The sequence below is a fragment of the Bacteroides sp. D22 genome (assembly GCF_000163675.1).
GTDB classification, from domain to species: domain Bacteria; phylum Bacteroidota; class Bacteroidia; order Bacteroidales; family Bacteroidaceae; genus Bacteroides; species Bacteroides xylanisolvens.
In genome coordinates, this window is sequence record NZ_GG774807.1 from 46,093 (window position 1) to 67,285 (window position 21,193).

The window sequence follows — 21,193 nt, forward strand, 5'->3', positions numbered from 1 at the left end:
ATATCCGATGATACTGCTGCATCTCTGACCAAGTGTCTGGTCGATAATAGGTGAAAGCATGGAGTCAAATTGCTCCATGATTGAAAAAATTCCTCCAAAAGGTGTGAGTTTTTCAGATTTTATTTGTACCTTTGCCATGTCTTGTTACGATTTACGCTTGTTTTGAATTGCAACACTAAGATAAGTGAAAAATCTGACATGGCAAAATCCTGAGCAACTTTTTGTTGCTCAGGAACTTATAAATAAAGTTAAATTATAGTGTTGCGGAATTAAGGAGAAACAAAAAGGTTCATAGTCATTAGGTACTAATCGAAAATCGCTCCTACAGCATGGAATATCGTGCAAAAGACGGTATTTTCCATGCATTTGTACGATTCTGCATTGCTATATCTTGATTAAGTCGTTATGTTTGCAACACTTTTTCACAGGTAGAGTGTGAAAAATTACTTTTAAAAAGAGAATCTAACTTTTGTTTAACTTAACAGATGTAATTAATAGATATGGAAAACAACAAAAAAAATGCTTCATTTATTTCAATTGCTGGTTGGAAAAGAATGCAGCCATTGTCTTTTTTACTTTACGACGATTTTACTAATCAACAAAAATATGTTTAACTTTAAAAAACATGGTATGAAAAAAAACTATGTCACAACTGCTGTTGCCTTACTACTTTTAGCAGGATGTAGCAACGATATTAAAGAAACTGATATTCAGTTTACCGGTGATACGGGAGCGAAAGTTTCTTTTAGTGCAGTAATAAACAATCATGAGGCTAGCAATCTTGTTACAAGAGCTACGGAAACAAACTGGGAGGCAGAAGACTCGGTAGGAATCACTTGTGGTACGGAACAAGTGAATATTCATTACAAATACAAGGGCAATGGTCTTTTTGCAGCAAAAGGAGGAAATGCAGAAGAGATTTGGGTATTAGGTTCCGGAGAGTATGATGTAGTGGCATACGCTCCATTTTCTGGTACATCAGGTGAAGAACAACCTGTATTGGAAGTGACTACAGCCAGTGACAATCAAGCTACAGCAGAAGAACGTGCGAAGATAGATTTTCTTTTTGCTAAAGGGAAGGCTACATCACAAACCCCGAACGTGACATTAGCATTCAATCATGTGATGAGTCGTATTAGATTGGAGTTTCAAGCTGGCGAGGGTGTGGACTTAGCAGATATAACTTGCTATCTTATTGGGCTTAAGAATAATGGTACATTTAATCCTAAAACAGGGGAGACAACAGTCAGTGAAGACCCTGTTACGGACAAAGATGATATATATTGGGATAAAATAGGAGAGCAGGATAATTATACAGTACAAGCTATTTTACTGCCACAGAAGGTGCAAGGCAAAGTAACTATCCAAGCTAGAATGAACGGTTATCTTTATGAAGCCGAGTTTGCTAACTTGACAGAATTGAAATCAGGATTTTCTTATAATTACATCATCAAGACAAATAAATACGAGGACAATAATTATGTGTTGACAATTACAGAACAAACGCAAATAATAGGATGGGAGGATGAAAACCACGATCCTATAACATCCGACCCGAGTATAGCTGAAACTGGAACAGAGATAACTAATCCTAGTTGGAATATTACAGAAGAAACCGTAACTCCACAGCCTGTTGTGAAGTGATCTGTTTACCAATCTAATATAGATAAAAATGCTAAAAATATAAACATGAGATTTATGAAAATATATAATTATATATCAATGCTTTTTCTGGCTGGCGCAGCCATAGTTGCGTCTTGCTCGCAAAATGAAGAACTCACCGGAGAAACACCGGATTCTTTGCAGGGATTTCAGATTAGTGTGTCTGATGAAGGATTTATGGACGAAAGTGGTAAGACACGTGCTACAGAGAATGGATATACTACCCGATTTTCTAACGGAGATGCTATCGGTATATTTGCGGTAAGAGGAGAAACGGTGGTAGAGGATATCAAGAATCGGAAATTCACACTGACAGATGGCTATTGGGAATTGACTGATGGAGGGGATCCTATTGAATACAAAGGTTCACAATTTCAGCGGATGACTTTTTATGCATACTATCCGTATAATGCGAATGTGACTTTTGATCCGACGAAGGTGGATCCTTTTGAAACATACGTCAACAATTGGAAAATAGGCAGTGAACAAAATGAAGGAAATTATACACAATATGATTTGATGACGAGTACGGGTAGTGTTCAGGGGGATCGTTTGAAAGGACAGATCGCTTTTACTATGCAACATCGGATGGCTCTTGCGGTAGTGAAGATGCCTAATTTGACCTATAGCTTTACAAATGGCGGTATAGATGATTATTTGTTACCATTAACAGCCGGTTCGTTTACAGTGAACAATACTCAAGCAACTCCTTATTATCAGGAAAGTACGGATACATACCGTTTCTTGGTTAATCCGAAGAAGGAATTCTCAATTAAGGGTACTTATTCTGGAGTAAGTGAGATGGAATATGAAGCTAAAGGTACGCTGGAAGGAGGAACGGCGAAAATGTATACCATCGAAGATAAAAGTAAAATCAACCATACTTTGCAGGTAGGAGACTATTTTTGTGCAGATGGAAAAATAGTTTCAGTAGATGCGGAAACGGTGCCGGAGAATGTGATTGGTATTGTATGTTATGTAGGAAATTCACAACCCAGTGTAACACATACTGAACTCTATTCAGCAGAAGTTGATGCTTTGCGTCGCGATTTCCCTGCATGTACGCACGGTATAGTGCTATCTATTAAGAATTCTGTGGTAAAAGATAGTGAACAAAATGATGTTGCTTTGAAAATGTTCCATTCAAGTAAGTCCGGTTATTATTCAGACTGGTTTACTTCAGATGAGAATTGGGCAAACAAGTTTGTAGGTTGTAACACAGAGAAGGATGTTAACAAGAATGATGCTTCATTGGTTTTCCCAGCACTAATGGGATACAATAATACACAGTTACTTACTATGTGTTACGAAGGTATGGGTAGTCCTTCTACTTGCGACCATGCTTATGCGTATATCAAGGCTTATCGTGAAGCGGAAGCTATTCCGGCAAATGTGACTCCTTGGTATTTGCCCTCTATAATGTGTTGGGATACAGTCGCTAAGAATTTGAGTGTTATTAACCGTTGTCTCAAGAATGTAAATGGTGATGAGATGACCTCTGTCGAGTCAGGAACTAACAGTGGACACTATTGGAGTAGCACACAGCGTTCTCCAGCCAACCAATGGACACACGGTATGGCTGGTGGAAGATATCACATAATTTGTGAACGTGATTCGCGTGCCGGTTATTTCCGTATGATGCTTGCATTCTAAAATAATGACGGTATATAAAGTCCGTTAAAATTATACTTATATCATGAACATATACATATATGAATAAGAAAAACTTTATAAAGGGGACAACCTTACCTGTCGCTCTGTTTTTCACTATAGCAACTTTTGCACCTGCATGGGGATTGCAAACAGCTTCGGCAGCCATCGAAGTTGTACAGCAGCAAAGTACTATAAAAGGAACAGTAGTAGATAGCCAAGGCGAACCGATAATTGGAGCAAGTGTACTTGCGGAAGGAACATCTAATGGTACAATTACCGATATTGACGGTGTATTTAGAATAAATGTACGTCCCGGTGCGAAATTGAAAGTATCTTTTATAGGTTATACCGATAAAAAAGTAGTAGCGAAAAATGACATGAAAGTCATTCTGGTAGAGGATGTGACAGCACTTGAAGAGGTGGAAATCGTAGCTTATGGTACGCAGAAGAAAGTGACCATGACAGGAGCTATCGCTAGTGTGAAGGGAGAAGAATTGACCCGTGTATCTGTAGGTTCGGTTTCCAATGTATTAGGAGGGCAGATGACAGGTTTGACTACCGTACAATATTCCGGTGAGCCGGGAGCGGATGCCGCTGAAATTTTTATTCGTGGTAAAGCTACTTGGGAAAATTCTTCACCGTTAATTCAGGTAGACGGTGTGGATCGTGAAAGTATGAGTGATATCGACCCGAATGAAATTGAATCCATTTCTATCTTGAAAGATGCTTCGGCAACAGCCGTATTTGGTATTCGTGGAGCAAATGGGGTCATTTTGATTACAACTAAACGAGGAAAGGAAGGAAAGGCGAAAATTTCGTTTACTACTTCTGCTTCTGTATTGATGCCTACAAAAATGGTAGAACAGGCAAGTTCCTATGACTATGCCCGTTTTCATAATCAAATGATGTCCGGTGATGGCAAATCTGCCTTATTTAGTGATGGCGTGATTCAAAAATTTGCAGATGGTTCCGATCCTATTCGTTTCCCAAATATACAATGGGCTGACTATATTATGAAAAGCTCTACGCTTCAGAGCCAGCATAATCTGAACATCTCGGGAGGAACAGATAAAGTACGTTATTTCATCTCTGCAGGTGCTTATACGCAAGGAGGACTTTTTAGTGAGTTTGATCTTCCTTATAATTTAAGCTATCAGTACCGTCGGTTTAACTATCGTACAAACTTGGATATGGATGTCACTAAAACGACTACTTTGTCATTCAATATTAGTGGTAATGTGAATAATTCAGATCAACCGCGTACGAGTCAGGGATCTTCCGGATTGATTAAAAATATGTATTATGCTACTCCTTTCTCCAGTCCGGGAATCATAGATGGAAAATTGGTAAATTCGAGCGATGAGACTTATTCAGACGGACTGAAATTACCATTTACAGGAGGTACAGGTATGGGATATTATGGAAATGGGTTCAGCCAGACCAGCAACAATTCGCTGAATGTGGATGTGATTCTGGATCAAAAAATGGACTTCTTGACTAAAGGACTTTCTTTTAAAGTGAAGGGATCTTATAACAGCTCGTTTACAGTTAATAAAGTCGGTTCTGGTGGGTCTATTGCTACATACACTCCTGTATTGATGGATGACGGTAGTATTGCTTATCGTAAGTTTGGAGAGAATACAGATGTGAAGTATTCGTATACTACAGGCAAAGCACGTAATTGGTATATGGAAGCCAGCTTTAATTATAATCGTACTTTTGGTGATCATACGGTGACAGCCTTAGTTTTGTATAATCAACAGAAAGAGTATTATCCGAAATTATATTCGGACATTCCTCATGGATATGTCGGATTAGTCGGACGTGTCACTTATGATTGGAAGAGCCGCTATATGGCAGAGTTTAATGTGGGTTATAACGGTTCGGAAAACTTTGCGTCCGATTTGCGCTTTTCTTATTTCCCGGCTGGTTCTATAGGTTGGGTGATGAGTGAAGAGAAGTTTTTCCGTCCTTTGAAGTCGGTGGTTAGCTTCTTGAAATTACGTGCCAGTGTCGGTTTGGTAGGTAACGATAATATTGGAGGATCGCGGTTTATGTATATGGCTGATCCATATAATGTCGGTTTAGGTGACTTGGCAAATCGTGTAACGGCAAGTGGAGGAGCAACTAACGCCTGGGGATATGGATTCGGAACAGATAATGGTACTGTTAGTCTGGGTGCGCGTGAGGTAGCTAAGAATAACCCTGCTGTGACATGGGAAAAAGCTCTGAAACGGAACTATGGTGTTGATATTAACTTCCTTGATGACCGTCTGAAAACAACCTTTGAATATTATAAAGAACGTCGTAATGACATCCTTTTGCGTGACGGTACAGCTCCGGGAATGTTAGGGTTCATTACTCCCTATTCAAATTTAGGAAGTGTAGACAGTTGGGGCTGGGAACTTTCTTTAAAATGGAACGATAAGATTGGCGATAATTTCCGTTATTGGGCGGGTATTAACCTTTCTTATAATCAGAATGAGATTCTTGAAAAGAAGGAAGCACCGCAGAATAATTTATATCAATATCAGAAGGGACACCGTATCGGTTCGCGTAGTCAATATGTTTTCTGGCGCTTCTATGATGAGGATACACCTGCGCTATATGAGCAGACATTTAATCGTCCGTTCCCCACTCACGAGAGTATTCTTCAAAATGGAGATGCAGTATATGTTGACTTGAATGGTGACCGTAAGATTGATGCAAATGATGCAAGTTATGACTATGGCTTTACAGACGATCCTGAATATATGCTAGGTATTAATTTAGGATTCAGTTGGAAGAATCTGGAAATAAGTACTCAATGGACAGGGGCCTGGAATGTAAGTCGTATGATTTCGGATGTATTTCGTCAACCGTTTTATTCATCTTCCAATAGCGAGCAGGGAGGATTGTTGGCATACCATCTGGATCATACATGGACACCGGAAAATCCGTCACAATCTTCGGAGTATCCGAGAGCTACCATTGATAATGCAAAGAATAATTATGCTACTTCCACTTTATATGAGAAAGATGCCAAATACTTGCGTTTGAAAACTCTTCAGGTGGCATACAATTTTCACTTCCCATTAATGAAGAAACTTGGACTGAATACATGTCAGTTGGCTTTTGCAGGATATAATTTGTGGACGATTACACCTTATTTGTGGGGTGATCCGGAGGCAAGAGCTACTAATGCACCTTCTTATCCATTGTCCAAGACTTATACGTTGAGCTTGAAATTAGGATTCTAAAATAGATAAAGGAAAGATACAATGAAATTACAAAATAAATGGTTCATCGGTGCGATGTTGGGAGCGGCGGTTTGTTTGGTTTCCACTTCATGTGTGGACGAAATTAAATTCGGAAACTCTTTTTTGGATAAGGCACCGGGCGGAAATGCTACTATTGACACAGTGTTCAATAGTGCGGAATATACGCGCCAATTTTTGAATACCTGTTACAGTAGACAGTATTACGGATTACCTTATAATACGGACAGTAACGGTAATATTCCTGATTCTTCCAGTCCTTATTTAGGAAAGAAGGATGCGCTAACAGACTGCTGGTCACTTTATTTTAGTGACGCAACTGTATATCAGCAGTATTATTTGGGTTCTCTCAATGCCAACTATGGCACGCGTGGTAATATTTTCCCATATACACGGGAAATGGTATGGGAAGTAGTGCGTTGGTGCTGGTTGCTAATGGAAAATATAGATAGAGTGCCGGGTATGGATAATGCTGAAAAAACTCAGTTGGTGGCAGAAGCTAAATGCTTGATTGCGGCGCGCTATTTTGATATGTTCCGTCATTATGGAGGTCTTCCATTGTTATATGCTTCATTCACCGGTACGGAGTCAGGTTATGAAATCCCCCGTGCTACGGTAGAGGAGACTGTTAACTATATGATAAAGATGTTGGATGATGCTATCAATTCCGGCGGATTGGTGTGGGCTTATGCTGATGCCGATCTTGCTAGCAAGGCCGGACACTGGACAAAGGCTGGTGCGATGGCATTGAAATGCAAAATCTGGCAATTTGCCGCTTCTCCGTTGTTTAACGATGTCAACGGATATGCAGGAGGAAACTCAGAGGCTGAACAGCAACGTCTGGTATGGTACGGCGGCTATCATGCGGAACTTTGGGATAACTGTTTGAAGGCTTGTGAAGCATTCTTTAAAGAGCTGGAGAGTCAAGGCGGGTATAGCCTGAATAAGGCTTCGGAAGAAACACCGGAACAGTATCGTCAGGCATATCGTATGGGGTATATTCGTCAGAACAGCAAGGAAGTCTTACATTCTGTTCGCACGAATATGTCGGACGCTTTCAACTCAAGTTCTTATATGTGGCATTCTTGGGCTGTTCCGTCACTTTGCCGTACTGAATATCCGCCTACACAGGAATATGTGGAGATGTTCCCATGGGCCGACGGCACTCCGTTTGACTGGAAAAAGGCGGAAACAGAAGGTAAGTTGGATGAAATGTTCTTGACCGGAACATTTAAAAATGGAGAACAACTATTGTCGGAAATCGTATTAACTCGTGACCCTCGTCTGTATGAGCATTGCATGGTGAATGGACTACCGAAGATGTTAGACTGGAGTGCCGGAACGATGTCCGGTTTACCTTATGAATTGTGGGTCGGAGGATACGATGAAGGACAAAATGCGGCACTTGAATCTGGTAACTATGCGACCGGTTATAAAAATATGAAATATTATTTGGGAACTGAGTACCAACGTCAGTATACGCAGTGGGTTTATCTTCGCTTGTCTGATATTTATTTGACTTATGCGGAGGCTTTGCTTCAAGCTAAGAACGATCACCGGGGGGCTATTAACCAAATGAATATAGTACGTGCCCGCGTGGGATTGAAGAAAGATTTGGCGGAGTGTGTTACAGATAAGAATTTACTTTCTGACAAAGCTGCCTTATTGGAAGAATTGCTGTGTGAACGTGTTCGGGAATTGGGGCTTGAAGATAGCCGTTACTTTGATCTTGTCCGTTACAAACGTGCCGATCGTTTCGAGAAACGTCTGCATGGATTACTTGCCTATCGTTTGGATGATGCCGGTAATCGCATGACAGGTAATACAAAATGGAATGAAGGAGATAAGAACAAAGGAGCATTGCAACCTACTCGATTTGAATATGAAAGGTTTGAATTATCTAAACCGGTTCGTCGTTGGTGGACATACGGATTTGATTCCAAATGGTATCTTTCTCCATTCCCGCAAACGGAAATTAACAAAGGGTATGGATTGATTCAGAATCCGGGTTGGTAATGTGAGACAACGAAACAGATTAAAACAATACTTGAATATTGATTTATATGAGAAAAAATAAGATTCTGATACTGGCTTTACTAGTTTGTTTGAGCATTCCGGTCAGAGCGCAGAATACAGACAACAACATTATAGGTATTGTTGTTGATAAATCGGGAAACCCAGTCTATGGAGCGTCCGTTAATGTGGAAGGTGGCGCAGTGGAGACCCGGGTTGAAACTGATAAAGATGGTAAATTTGAGATTGCGGTCGAGAAGGGACAACGCTTGAGTGTCTTTTCTGTCGACAAAGGCTCTACCACAGTTGTGGTAAAGGCTGATGGTCCGATGACTATTGTGATGGGATATGCAGCTCAGACTATTGATGTGGGAGCTAACCGGACATTCAATCGTCATGAATCAACAGCAGCTGTTTCTACCACCTATAATGAAGAGTTTAATAAGCGGTCTTCCCGGAATATATCCAATTCTTTATATGGATATGGATTGGGTCTTACTACTTTGCAGAATGCAGCTAGTACAGGTTTAATGGCAGATCCTACCTTTTATGTACGTGGTTTGCAGAGCTTGTCAAGTAGTACACCGCTTGTGCTGGTTGACGGTTTGGAACGAGACATGAGCTTGGTGAGTCCGGAAGAAGTAGAATCCGTTTCCATCCTGAAAGATGCTGCGGCTGTGGCATTGTACGGATACAAAGGAGTGAACGGTGCGATCTTGATTACGACGAAGCGTGGTAAGTACAAAACAAAAGAGATAACGTTTACGTATGATCACATCATTAACACTCAGTCTCGACGTCCGGAATTTGTAGATGCGGCTACGTATGCTTCTGCTGTGAATGAAGCGCGTGGATATGAAGGTTTGGGAGCTCGATATACTCCGGAAGAAGTCGATGCTTTCCGTAATGGAGTAGGCAGTGGAGGAGCTTCCCGTATGTACCCTTATCTCTATCCTAATGTGAACTGGATTGATGAAACCTTTAAAGACAGAGGAGTTTCTAATAAATACACGATCGAATTCCGTGGAGGAGGAACAAAGTTCCGCTACTATACTATGGCGAATTTATTAACAGACAAAGGGTTTATCAAGACCCCGAATGCAAATGACGGATATTCTACACAGAATATGTATTCACGTGCTAATTTGCGTACAAATCTGGATATTGATTTAACCGCCACTACCAAATTGAAGTTGAATCTTCTCGGTACCTTGTCCGAATCTCGGATTCCGGGGGCTTCGGTTAACCTATGGGATATGATTTATTCGATTCCTTCTGCAGCTTTTCCGGTTCGTACGGAAGATGACAGTTGGGGAGGAAGTACTACTTGGGCGGGAACATCGAATCCTGTCGCACAATCGCAGGGAGCTGCTTATTCTAAAGGACACTCTCGCAGTTTGTTTGCCGACCTTACCTTGTCACAAGATTTATCTGGTTTGCTGAAAGGATTGGGAGCAAACTTTCGTTTAGCTTATGACAACTATTCCAATATTCTGGAAGACCATAGCAAGACTTATACGTATGCCGGTTATGCAACAAACTGGACAACTAACGGTCCGTTTTATACTGCCATTTCAGGTGGCGAATCCAGTGAAATGGGTTCGGGTGCAGGTATTGACAACTGGGCGCGCCAATTTAACTTTGCAGGTAGTGTCGATTACAATCGCTCGTTTCGGAAGTGGGATGTGTATTCTCAATTCAAATGGGATTATGAGTATCGTGATTCATACGGATTGAACACTACTATTTATCGGCAAAATGTATCCTGGTATAATCATGTAGGTTTCTCTAATCGCTATTATTTGGATCTGGCATTGGTTGGCTCGGCCTCCAGTTTATTGGCACCGGGGCATAAATGGGCTTTCTCGCCTACCATTTCTGCTGCTTGGGTGCTTTCGGAAGAAAAATGGTTGAAAGATGTGTCTTGGGTGAACTTCCTGAAATTGCGCGCTTCGTTTGGAGTGATCAATGTTGATTATCTGCCTAAAGACGGAAGTACTACCGTATATGACTATTGGGATCAGATTTATACGACTACCGGTACGCAATATAAGTTTAACAGTAGTTACGACTCTGAATTCGGAAGTACTATTATCGGGCGCCTGGCAACTGCTAATTCGACACATGAGAAAGCGTATAAATACAATGTTGGTGTTGATGCCGTGTTGTTCAATGGACTGGACGTGACGGCAGAAGGCTATTACCAACGGAGAAAAGATATTTGGGTCTCTTCCGAAGGAAAATATACCGATGTGTTGGGCGTAGATGCTCCGTTCGAGAATGCCGGAATCGTTGATAGCTATGGCGTGGAACTAGGACTTAACTATACGAAACGGTTAGGAGATGTAGTGTTCAACCTTGGCGGTAATTTTGCTTGGAATAAGAATGAAATTAAGGAACAACTGGAAGAACCGCGTTTGTATAAGAATCTTGTGCAAACAGGAAATCGGTTGGGACAAGTATATGGAATGGTAGCTGAAGGTTTCTTCAAAGATAAAGAAGATATAGCAAACAGCCTTCCGCAAAACTTTAGTACGGTAGTGCCGGGAGACATAAAATATAAAGATGTGAATGGAGACGGAATCATTGATGCCAATGATAAAACAGCTATCGGTTATAGTACGACGGCTCCGGAAATTTATTATTCTTTCCATTTGGGAGCCGAATGGAAAGGGATTGGAGTAGATGTAATGTTTCAGGGAACAGGTAACTATTCTGCTGTCTTGAATACGAAGAGTATGTTTTGGCCGTTGATAAATAATACGACACTTTCTACTCATTATTATGAGAATCGTTGGACACCGGAAAATCAAAATGCCAAATATCCTCGTTTGAGTTCACAGAGTAATGCCAATAACTATCAGGCTAATACAGTTTGGTTGGCGGACCGGTCATTCTTGAAGTTACGTAACGCGGAGGTGTATTACAGATTTCCGGAAGAATGGATGAAGAAGACTAAGATATTGGGGAGTGCCAAGTTATATGTCAGAGGAACAGACTTGTTCTGTTCAGATCATATTGATGTGACAGATCCGGAATGTTATGGTGTAGCGACTCCGCTGAATAAGAGTGTAGTAGTCGGTGTTACGATTGGTTTTTAATCATAAAAACAAAGCGAAAGAATGAAACTGAAAAACATTATCTACGGAATGATGTGTGTAGCCGCACTCGGTTCCTGCTCAGATAAGATGGAATATCATGAGTACAATAATTATGATGAGGATTTTGTGAAGCTCAACTTCGGTAATGTAGGAGGGCTGATAACAAATATCTATTTGTCCATGGATGTGGACTTTGGAAACTATAGCGGGGCAATTCTTGGTTCTGCTACCGATGAGTCCGAATATGCTTATTCGGGAAATCAGATTGAAGACTTTTACAATGGTTCTTGGAGTCCGTCGAATGCTAAAAGTAGCATGTGGACGTCCTGTTATGAAGGGATAGCCAATTGTAATTTATATCTGGAGAAGTTTACCGGACTGACATTTCCCGAGTTGGCTTTGAACAGTGATTATGCACAACAGATGTTCCGCTATACCAATTACCAGTATGAGGTACGTTTCCTTCGTGCATATTTCTACTTTAACTTGGTACGGCAATATGGAGATGTGCCGTTTAGCGACCATATATTAACAGCCGAAGAATCGAATACGTTATCGCGCAGACCGGCACAGGAGATTTTTGATTATATCATAGCCGAATGTGATGATATTAAAGATAAGATTATCGTCGATTACAGTAAACTGGGAGATATGGCATTGCCTAGTAGTCCGGCGGAAACAGGACGTGCCAACCGTAAAACGGTATTGGCCTTGAAAGCTCGTGCAGCATTGTATGCGGCAAGTCCTTTATTTAATCCGACTGATAATAGAGAACTGTGGTATCGTGCAGCTAAAGCCAATAAGGAAATTTTAGATGACAGTAATGGGTTTGCTGAAAAGGCAAAACTCTTAGTGGAGGATTATTCATCACTTTGGAGCAAGGACAATTACAATGACGCTACTAATGAATTGATTTTTCTCCGTCGTGCCACTACTACCACTAATTCTTTTGAGGGATATAACTTCCCGGTAGGGTTGGAAAATTGTAAAGGTGGAAACTGTCCCACACAGACACTGGTGGATGCGTATGAGATGAAGGATACAGGGTTGCGTCCGGACGAGTTGGATAACTATGATCCTGCTAATCCTTATTATACCAACCGCGACCCTCGTTTCTATCTGACTATTGCCAAGAATGGGGACGAAAAGTGGCCTAACTGGAATACTGTTCCTCTGCAAACCTATCAGGGCGGACTAAATGCGGAGCCTTTGAGTGGCGGAACTCCGACTGGCTATTATCTGAAGAAGTATTGTCAGACGGCAGTAGACTTACGTGCCGGTACAGCTTCAAAGACCTATCATTCATGGATTACATTCCGTTTTGGAGAGTTCTATTTGAATTATGCGGAAGCTGTATATAAGTATCTGGGTAGTCCGTATGCAACGGATAATGAATTTACAACTTCGGCTGTGGATGCTATCAAAGTAGTTCGTACGCGTGCCGAGATGCCCGGATTCCCTCAAGGGATGACCAATGATGCTTTCTGGAAGAAATATCAGAATGAACGTATGGTAGAATTGGCCTTTGAAGGACATCGTTTTTGGGATGTACGTCGTTGGAAGGAGGGTGACAAACATTTCAAGAACATTGTTGAAATGAAGATTACGAAGAATGGGGATGATACTTATACGTATGAACGTAAGGTAAAAGAAAGAAGTTGGGATGATAAGATGTATTTCTTCCCGATTCCGCAGAGTGAAAAATCTAAGAATCCTAATTTGGAGCAGAATCCGGGGTGGTAACCCACAACCGGAATGCTGATGAATAGTGATAGGATATTCTTGCATAGAACGGATGTTTATAGAATAAAAAAACGAAAGAAATGAAGAAACATTATATAATACTGGGGCTGTTTTGTCTGCTGGCCATAGTTGCCTGCTCGGATAATGACCCCGTCGTTGAAGTGAACAATGGCAATCAGACGGAAGAGGAGTTGCCGCCTCTGCCTACTGAAGTTATAACGGGTAGCCGTGCAATGTGGGTTAGTTACGACCCGGCACCAAATGTTGACGCCAATAACTCTTCCGGCATATCATCCGCATTGATTAGCTGGAGATTACTGAAGACCGATCCGTCTAATGTTGCTTTTGATATTTATAAGTCGGTAGACGGCGAGACGGAAGTGAAATTGAATGAGAAACCTATTTCGAATACTACTTCTTGGGTGGATGCGGATATTGATGTATCAAAAACGAATGTATACCGGGTCACTCTTGCCAATCAGGCTGAAACGCTTTGCGATTATACCTTTACCTCTGAAATGGCAGAAAAGTTTTATCATGAGATTAGATTAAACATGAATGTACCCGATGCGTCGATTACATATTCTCCTGATGATATTCAGCTAGGTGACTTGGACGGTGACGGTGAATTGGAGATTGTGGTGAAGAGAGAACCGTATGATGGTGCCAACCAGGGGGGATGGAATAATGGTTCGACCTTGTTGGAAGCTTATAAGATGGATGGTACTTTTTTGTGGCAAATTGATTTGGGAATCAATATTCGTTCCGGTTCACATTATACTTCATATATTTTATACGATTTTGATGGAGATGGTTTATGTGAAATAGCTTTCCGCTCTTCAGAAGGTACAAAGTTTGGGGATGGTAAGGTCATTACCGATGCTTATGGTAATGTGAACGATTATCGAATTCGTCAGACTGACGCTGTGGGCTGGTATTCGGGAGCAAGTATTAATACAATTTGCGGTTTGATAATGGAAGGTCCCGAATATATCTCTATTTGCCGTGGATATGATGGACGTGAAATTACCCGGGTGGATAATATTCCTCGTGGTGGAAGTGGTTCAAAAGCGTCGCGTGCTAAATATTGGAGTGAATATTGGGGAGATGATTACGGAAACCGCATGGACCGTTTCTTTATCGGGGTGGCTTATCTGGATGGTATACCTGACGAAGCGACCGGAGTGAGAACAAGCAACCCCAGTCTGATCATCAGTAGAGGTATTTATCATAATTGGCAAGTATGGGCACTCGATTTGAAAGGGAATAAACTGGAAACCCGTTGGAAGTTTGATACAGCCGAACATTCTTCGAAATGGTTGTCCATGTGTTCGCATAGTTTTCGTGTAGCGGACTTGGACGATGATGGAAAAGATGAAATCTTGTATGGTTCTGCGGCTATAGATGATGATGGAAGCGAATTGTGGTGTACCGGAAACGGTCATGGTGACTGTTTATGTGTTGGCAAATTTATAAAAGACCGTTCAGGATTGCAAATTGTTGCTTCATTTGAAGAACCGGGCAATTATAATGGACAAGGACACGGTTATGGATGTCAAGTGATTGATGCAAGAGATGGTGGCTTGATTACCGGCCATGGAGCGGGTTCGACTACTGATGTCGGTCGTTGTATTGTGGCAGATATCGATCCGGATAGCCCGAATTTTGAGTACTGGTCTTCTTTGCAGGAAGGGGTATTCAGTTGTAGTGGCAGTGGATTGGTATCCAGTACATATCCTACAGGTATTGGTGGTGGAGTTTTGTATAATGTAGCCATTTATTGGAGCGGGCAGCCGACAAGAGAAATGCTGGACCGTGCTTGTGTCGTGAGCTATAAAGAGAACCCTGATGTAAACAAGACGAATAAGACTCGTTTGGTATATTTTGGAACTTACGGTAGCAATGACGGTAACCATAGCACCAAATACAATCCTTGTTACTATGGTGATTTTCTCGGTGACTATCGTGAAGAAGTAATAATGGGTTCAAGTGACATGAAATCTATTTATATATTCTCCACGAATCATCCTACCGAATTCCGTCTTCCTCACTTGATGACCGATCATAATTATGATATGTCTCAAGCGATGCAGAATATGGGATATAACCAGGGAACTAACTTAGGTTACTATGTAGGTGCTGAAACTTTGAAAAAAGCAGAATAAAAAGGTTTTTGAATAAGAAATCTCTTATTTGATATGAGTTTGTTGAAAAAGAACAATCCGGCTAACTGTCGGGTTGTTCTTTTTTTCATAGTTGAACGAATCGCCATATATATGGATAATATTCTATTTCTTAATTGATCGGCTCTCCCTACCTTTGTAAGGTGAGATAGCAAATATACATATGAAAAAACTCTTTATCCTTTTGTTCCTCTTCATCACTTTAGGAACAAACGCACAAAACAATAAAGTTTCCGGCCTCAACGCCCGCCAGTTTCATAAATATTGGAAGGTAGAGTCGGAATCTCCGGATTATAAAGTGACATTTCAGGGTGATACCGCTGAAATACTGTCTCCTAAAGGCCTTACCTTATGGAGGAAAGAAAAGATGAGCGGACGGGTAACCATTGAATATGATGCGTGTGTAGTTGTAGAAAAAGAAGGAGACCGTTTGAGTGACCTGAATTGCTTTTGGATGGCTTCGGACCCCAAACATCCTGATAATATATGGAAACGTGAGAAGTGGCGTAGCGGAATCTTTCTGAATTGTTATTCTTTGCAACTCTATTACATGGGATATGGTGGAAATTATAACTCTACTACACGCTTCCGTCGTTATGACGGCAATGAAGCAGGAATCACAGATCCCAAAGTACGTCCTGCCATACTGAAAGAATATACAGATACCGAACATTTGCTAAAAGCGAATCACTGGTATCACATTAAGATAACAAATGAAAATAATAGGGTTAGTTATTACATAGACGGCAAGAGACTGGTGGACTTCCGCGATGCCGAACCTCTGACAGAAGGATGGTTCGGCTTTCGCACCACCTTATCCCGTACCCGTATTACAAACTTCCGCTACGAATGTTTGCCATCCCAAACGTCTACTGTTCCTTTACATTGGATCGGCAATACTCCTGAACAAGACAAAGCTGTAAGTTTCGGAGTTCCTTTTGATGAAGGCTACCTATTTCCTGAAACTTCATTGCGACTAAAAACAGATAGAAATCAAGAGATTCCGGTAGATACTTGGCCATTGGCTTACTGGCCGGATGGTTCCGTGAAATGGAGCGGAGTTGCCGGAGTCATTCCTGCCGGAACAGAAAGACTGACATTAGAAAAAGCCCCCCGGAAAGCAAAAACTATCAATAAACAGCCTAATGCTTCTATTGCAATCACTGAAACGCCTGAAAATATTCAAATTGAAACAGGGCTAATTTCCGTATTTATTCCCCGACGCGGAGATTTCCTGATTGATAGCCTATTGTATAAAGGAACTAAAGTAGGAGAGAAAGCACGTCTGATTTGTAATACTCAAAGCGAGCCGATTCAAGAAAATACATCTCAAATATCTTTTACTCATTACATAGGGGAAATAAAATCAGTAACCATAGAACGTCTGGGCTCTGTACGGGCACTTGTAAAGTTGGAAGGGATACATCGGAACAGGAATAAGGAGATTGATACGAATCACTCTGAAGAGGAAGGGAACTATGCGAATCACTCTGATATGAACAAACTGAATAACCGTGAGTGGCTTCCTTTTGTGGTACGTCTCTACTTTTATGGTGGCAGTGAACAGATCAAAATGGTACATAGCTTCGTCTATGACGGAGATCAGAAGAAAGATTTCATTCGTAGTTTGGGTATCCGTTTCGACGTTCCTATGCGTGAAGCTCTGTATAATCGTCATATTGCTTTCTCGTGTGCAGATGGAGGAGTGTGGAGCGAGCCGGTACAACCATTGGTAGGGCGTCGCATACTCACTTTAAATAAGACAGATAATAAGAAAAACAGTAATGAAAAGAAGGATGCACAACAGAAGCCAACAGATGAACCCTCCCTGCAACAGCAGCAAATGGAAGGCAAACGTATTCCGCCTTATGAATCTTTCGATGAAAAGAACCGCTCTCTGCTCGATAACTGGGCTTCATGGGATGATTACCGTCTGTCTCAACTCACTGCCGATGCTTTCTCCATTCGTAAACGTGCCAATAACGATAATCCCTGGATAGGAACCTTTTCCGGCACACGTAGCGATGGATATACTTTTGTCGGAGATATTACCGGAGGATTAGGACTTTGTATGCATGACTTTTGGCAGTCTTATCCCTCTTCTATTGAAATTTCAGACGCACGAACCCCGGTAGCTACCCTTACCGCCTGGTTGTGGAGCCCGGAGTCCGAACCTATGGATTTGCGGCATTATGATCGTATAGCTCATGACCTGAATGCCAGCTATGAAGATGTTCAGGAGGGCATGAATACGCCATACGGCATTGCCCGTACAACTACGTTTACACTGATCCCACAAAGTGGATATACCGGGAAAAAGGCTTTTGCTGATTATGCCAAACAATTTTTTAGTCCTAGTCTGTTAATGCCAACCCCGAATTATCTTCATGCCCGCCAAGCTTTCGGGATATGGAGTCTCCCTGACCGTACTACTCCATTCCGTACTCGTGTAGAAGACCGCTTGGATGCTTACATTGACTTCTATCAGAAAGCAATCGAACAAAACAAATGGTACGGTTTCTGGAATTACGGTGATGTGATGCACGCTTATGACCCCGTTCGTCATACCTGGCGTTACGATGTCGGAGGATTTGCCTGGGACAATACGGAACTGGCTTCTAATATGTGGCTATGGTATAATTTCCTGCGTACCGGGCGTATTGATATTTGGCGTATGGCAGAAGCTATGACGCGTCATACGGGTGAAGTGGATGTCTATCATATCGGTCCCAATGCCGGATTAGGCAGTCGGCATAATGTAAGTCATTGGGGATGCGGAGCAAAAGAAGCGCGAATCAGCCAGGCCGCCTGGAACCGTTTCTACTATTACCTTACTACGGACGAACGTTGCGGTAATTTAATGACTGAAGTGAAGGATGCCGACCACAAACTCTATGACTTGGACCCTATGCGCCTGGCCCAACCTCGCAGTGAATATCCTTGTTCTGCTCCCGCCCGTTTGCGTATCGGTCCCGACTGGCTGGCTTATGCCGGTAATTGGATGACAGAATGGGAGCGCACAGGTAACACAACTTATCGTGATAAAATAATAGCAGGAATGAAAAGCATTGCCGCCCTGCCTAACCGCCTTTTTACCGGTCCCAAAGCTCTAGGATTTGATCCGTCAACAGGGATCATCACAACCGAATGTGACCCCAAATTGGAAACAACCAACCATTTAATGACGATCATGGGCGGATTTGAGATAGCCAATGAAATGATGCGTATGATTGATATACCCGAATGGAAAGACGCCTGGCTTGATCATGCTGCACGTTACAAGAAGAAAGCATGGGAACTTAGCCATAGCCGTTTTCGTGTCTCCCGTCTGATGGCTTACGCAGCTTATCACTTGCGCAATACCCAAATGGCTGAAGAAGCCTGGAAAGATTTGTTTACCCGGTTGGAACATACACCTGCACCGCCTTTCCGCATCACTACCATACTTCCGCCGGAAGTACCGTCTCCATTAGATGAATGTACGAGCATTAGCACGAATGATGCTGCTCTTTGGAGTCTGGATGCTATTTATATGCAGGAAGTTATTCCAATAGATAACTGAACGAGTGTAAAGTAGCACTAGTTGCTTCCCAATCTATTAATAGCAAAGTTCTTCCGCATTAAGGGTAAACTTCCTTTCTTTTAATACCAAACTTACAATCAACTTATTATAAACTATAAACGCAAGTTCTGTTTTTATAAATGAAGCTTTTGATTATAAAAACAAAACTTGCATTTTTATAAACGGAACTTGCGTTTATAGATTAGTCTTAAGCAACTGATACTTTGGTACTAATCCAAAAGAAGTTTGCAAAGGGATAAGAGTAACTTTTCTATTAATAGATTACGGGATAGATAGCGTACTTTATCCCTTATGTTCTTACTTTAAGTAATTCTTTAACGGGCAATCGCTCTTTTTCAACCCTTCAACAATGCTTTTCGCATTCATGTGCGCTCCTTTCAAAGAAGAGTGTGTATGGTCATGATTATAGTAAGTTGCTGCTTTCTTCACACCTTTCTTTTCTAGTTTATCGGCACTAATCTTATTCAGATCGATAAAATAAGCTCCCGTAGCTTCCGCAGCTTCACGTGTCCACTTGCCAAAAGACTCGGTATTACGTTCTATTTTTCCATCTTTCCATTTGTTGCGTGGCGTATGACTAAGAACGATGGGAATGGCGCCTTTCTCCTGAACATCCATGATGAACTTCCGAAGATACCAGCCAAACGTATAAATTACCTGATACTTACCAGTCTTTTCCATTAGAAATACTTTGCTTTCATCACCGGAACCACGCAATTCGGCACGGGCTTTCCCTTTGTTTATATCTCCTGCATCATTATGTCCGAACTGAATCAGAACGAAGTCCCCCGGTTGCAAGGCATTGTATACCTTATCCCAACGACCTTCATCGAGGAAAGTACGTGCACTACGTCCTGCCATCGCACGATTTTCTACAGAAATTTTATTTAGATTGAACTCGTCAGCAATTACGCTTCCCCAACCCCACATACCGTTTTTGTCTTTATCTTCATTTCTGACCGTACTATCTCCGATAGTAAACAATACCGGACGTCCCTCTTTCCGACTGGAACCTGTCACTGTATCTTTCTCAACAGGTTTCAGATAATTGGCTAATTCCAGTCCTTCATACGCACGTATTCCGTCAGCAGCGGATTCTGCATTGACTTTAGCACCGAAAGCACTTGTATGTATACGGTCGATGTAGAACATATATTTCACCTTATTCTTGCCGAACTTCTCAAATTTGCGGGCACTGATATCATTCAAATCAATAAAAGGAACATGCTGTTCTTCTGCCACCTGCTTTGCCCACAATCCGAAAGTTTTGTTGACACGTGTGATGATGGTGCTGTCTTTGTCTTCCCAAGCATTGCGGGGAGTAAGCGAAAATAGGATAGGATGAGCACCTTTGGCTTTTACATCCTGAATGAAACGACGCATATATTCCCCGTAGGTATATACGGTTTCTTTCACTCCGGTTTCTTTAATCGTTACGTTCAGTGTATCTTTGCCAATTCCGGGAATGGAAGCACGGGCACGTCCGCTGTCGTATGGGCCGTTGTCATTGTGCCCCAGTTCGATGATAACCCAGTCTCCCTGGCGTACTCCTTTGATTACATCCGGCCATAAACGGTTATAGAAAGTACGGCTACTGGTTCCACCCAGTGCATGATTCTCTACAGTAATCCGGTTAGAGTCGAAATAATCGCCTGCATAATAGCCCCATCCCCATTGTCCGTTGTTGCCGTTTCCTAAAGTTCCGGTACGCATGGTAGAGTTACCTACCAGGAACAGAACAGGGTTGTCACCTTTCCGGCTCGAACCGGCTTCCGGTCGCGAGGTACGTGCTTTATTCAGGCTGTCCAGCGTGTTGTCAATTACCTGATTGACATCTGCCATGGGAGCGGAAACTTTATTTTGTGCTTGCAGTTGCAAACTAAATGTAATGGCCATCAGCCAACATATATACGGGAATAATTTGTTTTTCATGAATCTGTTCTCTTTGAAATCCCTCACTGACCGGTGTCTAAACAGTCAGTGAGGGAACTAGCTACT

Annotated in this window: 9 protein-coding genes and 1 pseudogene; 8 read left to right on the top strand and 2 right to left on the bottom strand. The window is 41.8% G+C overall.

All coding sequences use genetic code 11. The annotated features are described in order from the left end of the window. Nucleotides 1–138, bottom strand: a pseudogene (locus HMPREF0106_RS27090) (IS1380 family transposase); the annotation flags it as partial. A gap of 492 nt (nt 139–630) precedes the next feature. Here HMPREF0106_RS27090 and HMPREF0106_RS11780 point away from each other — a divergent pair. The 8 genes from HMPREF0106_RS11780 to HMPREF0106_RS11745 all read left to right on the top strand — a co-directional run bounded on the left by HMPREF0106_RS11780 (nt 631) and on the right by HMPREF0106_RS11745 (nt 19,174). Further along, nucleotides 631–1,644 (top strand): fimbrillin family protein, encoded by a 1,014-nt coding sequence (locus HMPREF0106_RS11780; protein ID WP_157133807.1) that lies wholly within the window; start codon nt 631–633, stop codon nt 1,642–1,644. A 45-nt stretch (nt 1,645–1,689) separates the two neighbouring features. After that, nucleotides 1,690–3,315, top strand: coding sequence for a fimbrillin family protein (locus tag HMPREF0106_RS11775; RefSeq protein WP_004301565.1), 1,626 nt, complete (start codon nt 1,690–1,692; stop codon nt 3,313–3,315). Between the two features lie 59 nt (nt 3,316–3,374). Then, nucleotides 3,375–6,554, top strand: coding sequence for a SusC/RagA family TonB-linked outer membrane protein (locus tag HMPREF0106_RS11770; protein WP_004301566.1), 3,180 nt, complete (start codon nt 3,375–3,377; stop codon nt 6,552–6,554). 21 nt (nt 6,555–6,575) lie between these two features. Then, nucleotides 6,576–8,588 (top strand): RagB/SusD family nutrient uptake outer membrane protein, encoded by a 2,013-nt coding sequence (locus tag HMPREF0106_RS11765; protein ID WP_009040092.1) that lies wholly within the window; start codon nt 6,576–6,578, stop codon nt 8,586–8,588. Nucleotides 8,589–8,635: 47 nt separating this feature from the next. After that, a complete protein-coding gene (locus tag HMPREF0106_RS11760) occupies nt 8,636–11,686 on the top strand; it encodes a SusC/RagA family TonB-linked outer membrane protein (RefSeq protein ID WP_032851372.1) in 3,051 nt (1,016 codons plus the stop codon). A gap of 21 nt (nt 11,687–11,707) precedes the next feature. Continuing rightward, complete coding sequence (locus HMPREF0106_RS11755; protein ID WP_004301569.1) at nt 11,708–13,429, top strand: RagB/SusD family nutrient uptake outer membrane protein; 1,722 nt, start codon at nt 11,708–11,710, stop codon at nt 13,427–13,429. Between the two features lie 80 nt (nt 13,430–13,509). Continuing rightward, entirely contained in the window at nt 13,510–15,594 is a 2,085-nt protein-coding gene (locus HMPREF0106_RS11750; RefSeq protein WP_004308492.1) for a hypothetical protein, read from the top strand. Between the two features lie 181 nt (nt 15,595–15,775). Then, a complete protein-coding gene (locus tag HMPREF0106_RS11745; protein WP_009040094.1) occupies nt 15,776–19,174 on the top strand; it encodes a DUF6250 domain-containing protein in 3,399 nt (1,132 codons plus the stop codon). Between the two features lie 318 nt (nt 19,175–19,492). Here HMPREF0106_RS11745 and HMPREF0106_RS11740 read toward each other — a convergent pair whose 3' ends face one another. Further along, nucleotides 19,493–21,127 carry a rhamnogalacturonan acetylesterase gene (locus tag HMPREF0106_RS11740; RefSeq protein WP_009040095.1) on the bottom strand — a complete coding sequence of 545 codons (1,635 nt, stop codon included), beginning with the start codon at nt 21,125–21,127 and terminating at the stop codon, nt 19,493–19,495. Between the last annotated feature and the right edge of the window lie 66 nt (nt 21,128–21,193).

What these genes read in the sequence shown, in the direction of transcription:
- HMPREF0106_RS11760 (WP_032851372.1), top strand. Translation starts at nt 8,636, where the DNA reads ATGAGAAAAAATAAGATTCTGATACTGGCTTTACTAGTTTGTTTGAGC.
- HMPREF0106_RS11780 (WP_157133807.1), top strand. Translation starts at nt 631, where the DNA reads ATGAAAAAAAACTATGTCACAACTGCTGTTGCCTTACTACTTTTAGCA.
- HMPREF0106_RS11775 (WP_004301565.1), top strand. Translation starts at nt 1,690, where the DNA reads ATGAGATTTATGAAAATATATAATTATATATCAATGCTTTTTCTGGCT.
- HMPREF0106_RS11755 (WP_004301569.1), top strand. Translation starts at nt 11,708, where the DNA reads ATGAAACTGAAAAACATTATCTACGGAATGATGTGTGTAGCCGCACTC.
- HMPREF0106_RS11740 (WP_009040095.1), bottom strand. Translation starts at nt 21,127, where the DNA reads ATGAAAAACAAATTATTCCCGTATATATGTTGGCTGATGGCCATTACA.
- HMPREF0106_RS11750 (WP_004308492.1), top strand. Translation starts at nt 13,510, where the DNA reads ATGAAGAAACATTATATAATACTGGGGCTGTTTTGTCTGCTGGCCATA.
- HMPREF0106_RS11770 (WP_004301566.1), top strand. Translation starts at nt 3,375, where the DNA reads ATGAATAAGAAAAACTTTATAAAGGGGACAACCTTACCTGTCGCTCTG.
- HMPREF0106_RS11765 (WP_009040092.1), top strand. Translation starts at nt 6,576, where the DNA reads ATGAAATTACAAAATAAATGGTTCATCGGTGCGATGTTGGGAGCGGCG.
- HMPREF0106_RS11745 (WP_009040094.1), top strand. Translation starts at nt 15,776, where the DNA reads ATGAAAAAACTCTTTATCCTTTTGTTCCTCTTCATCACTTTAGGAACA.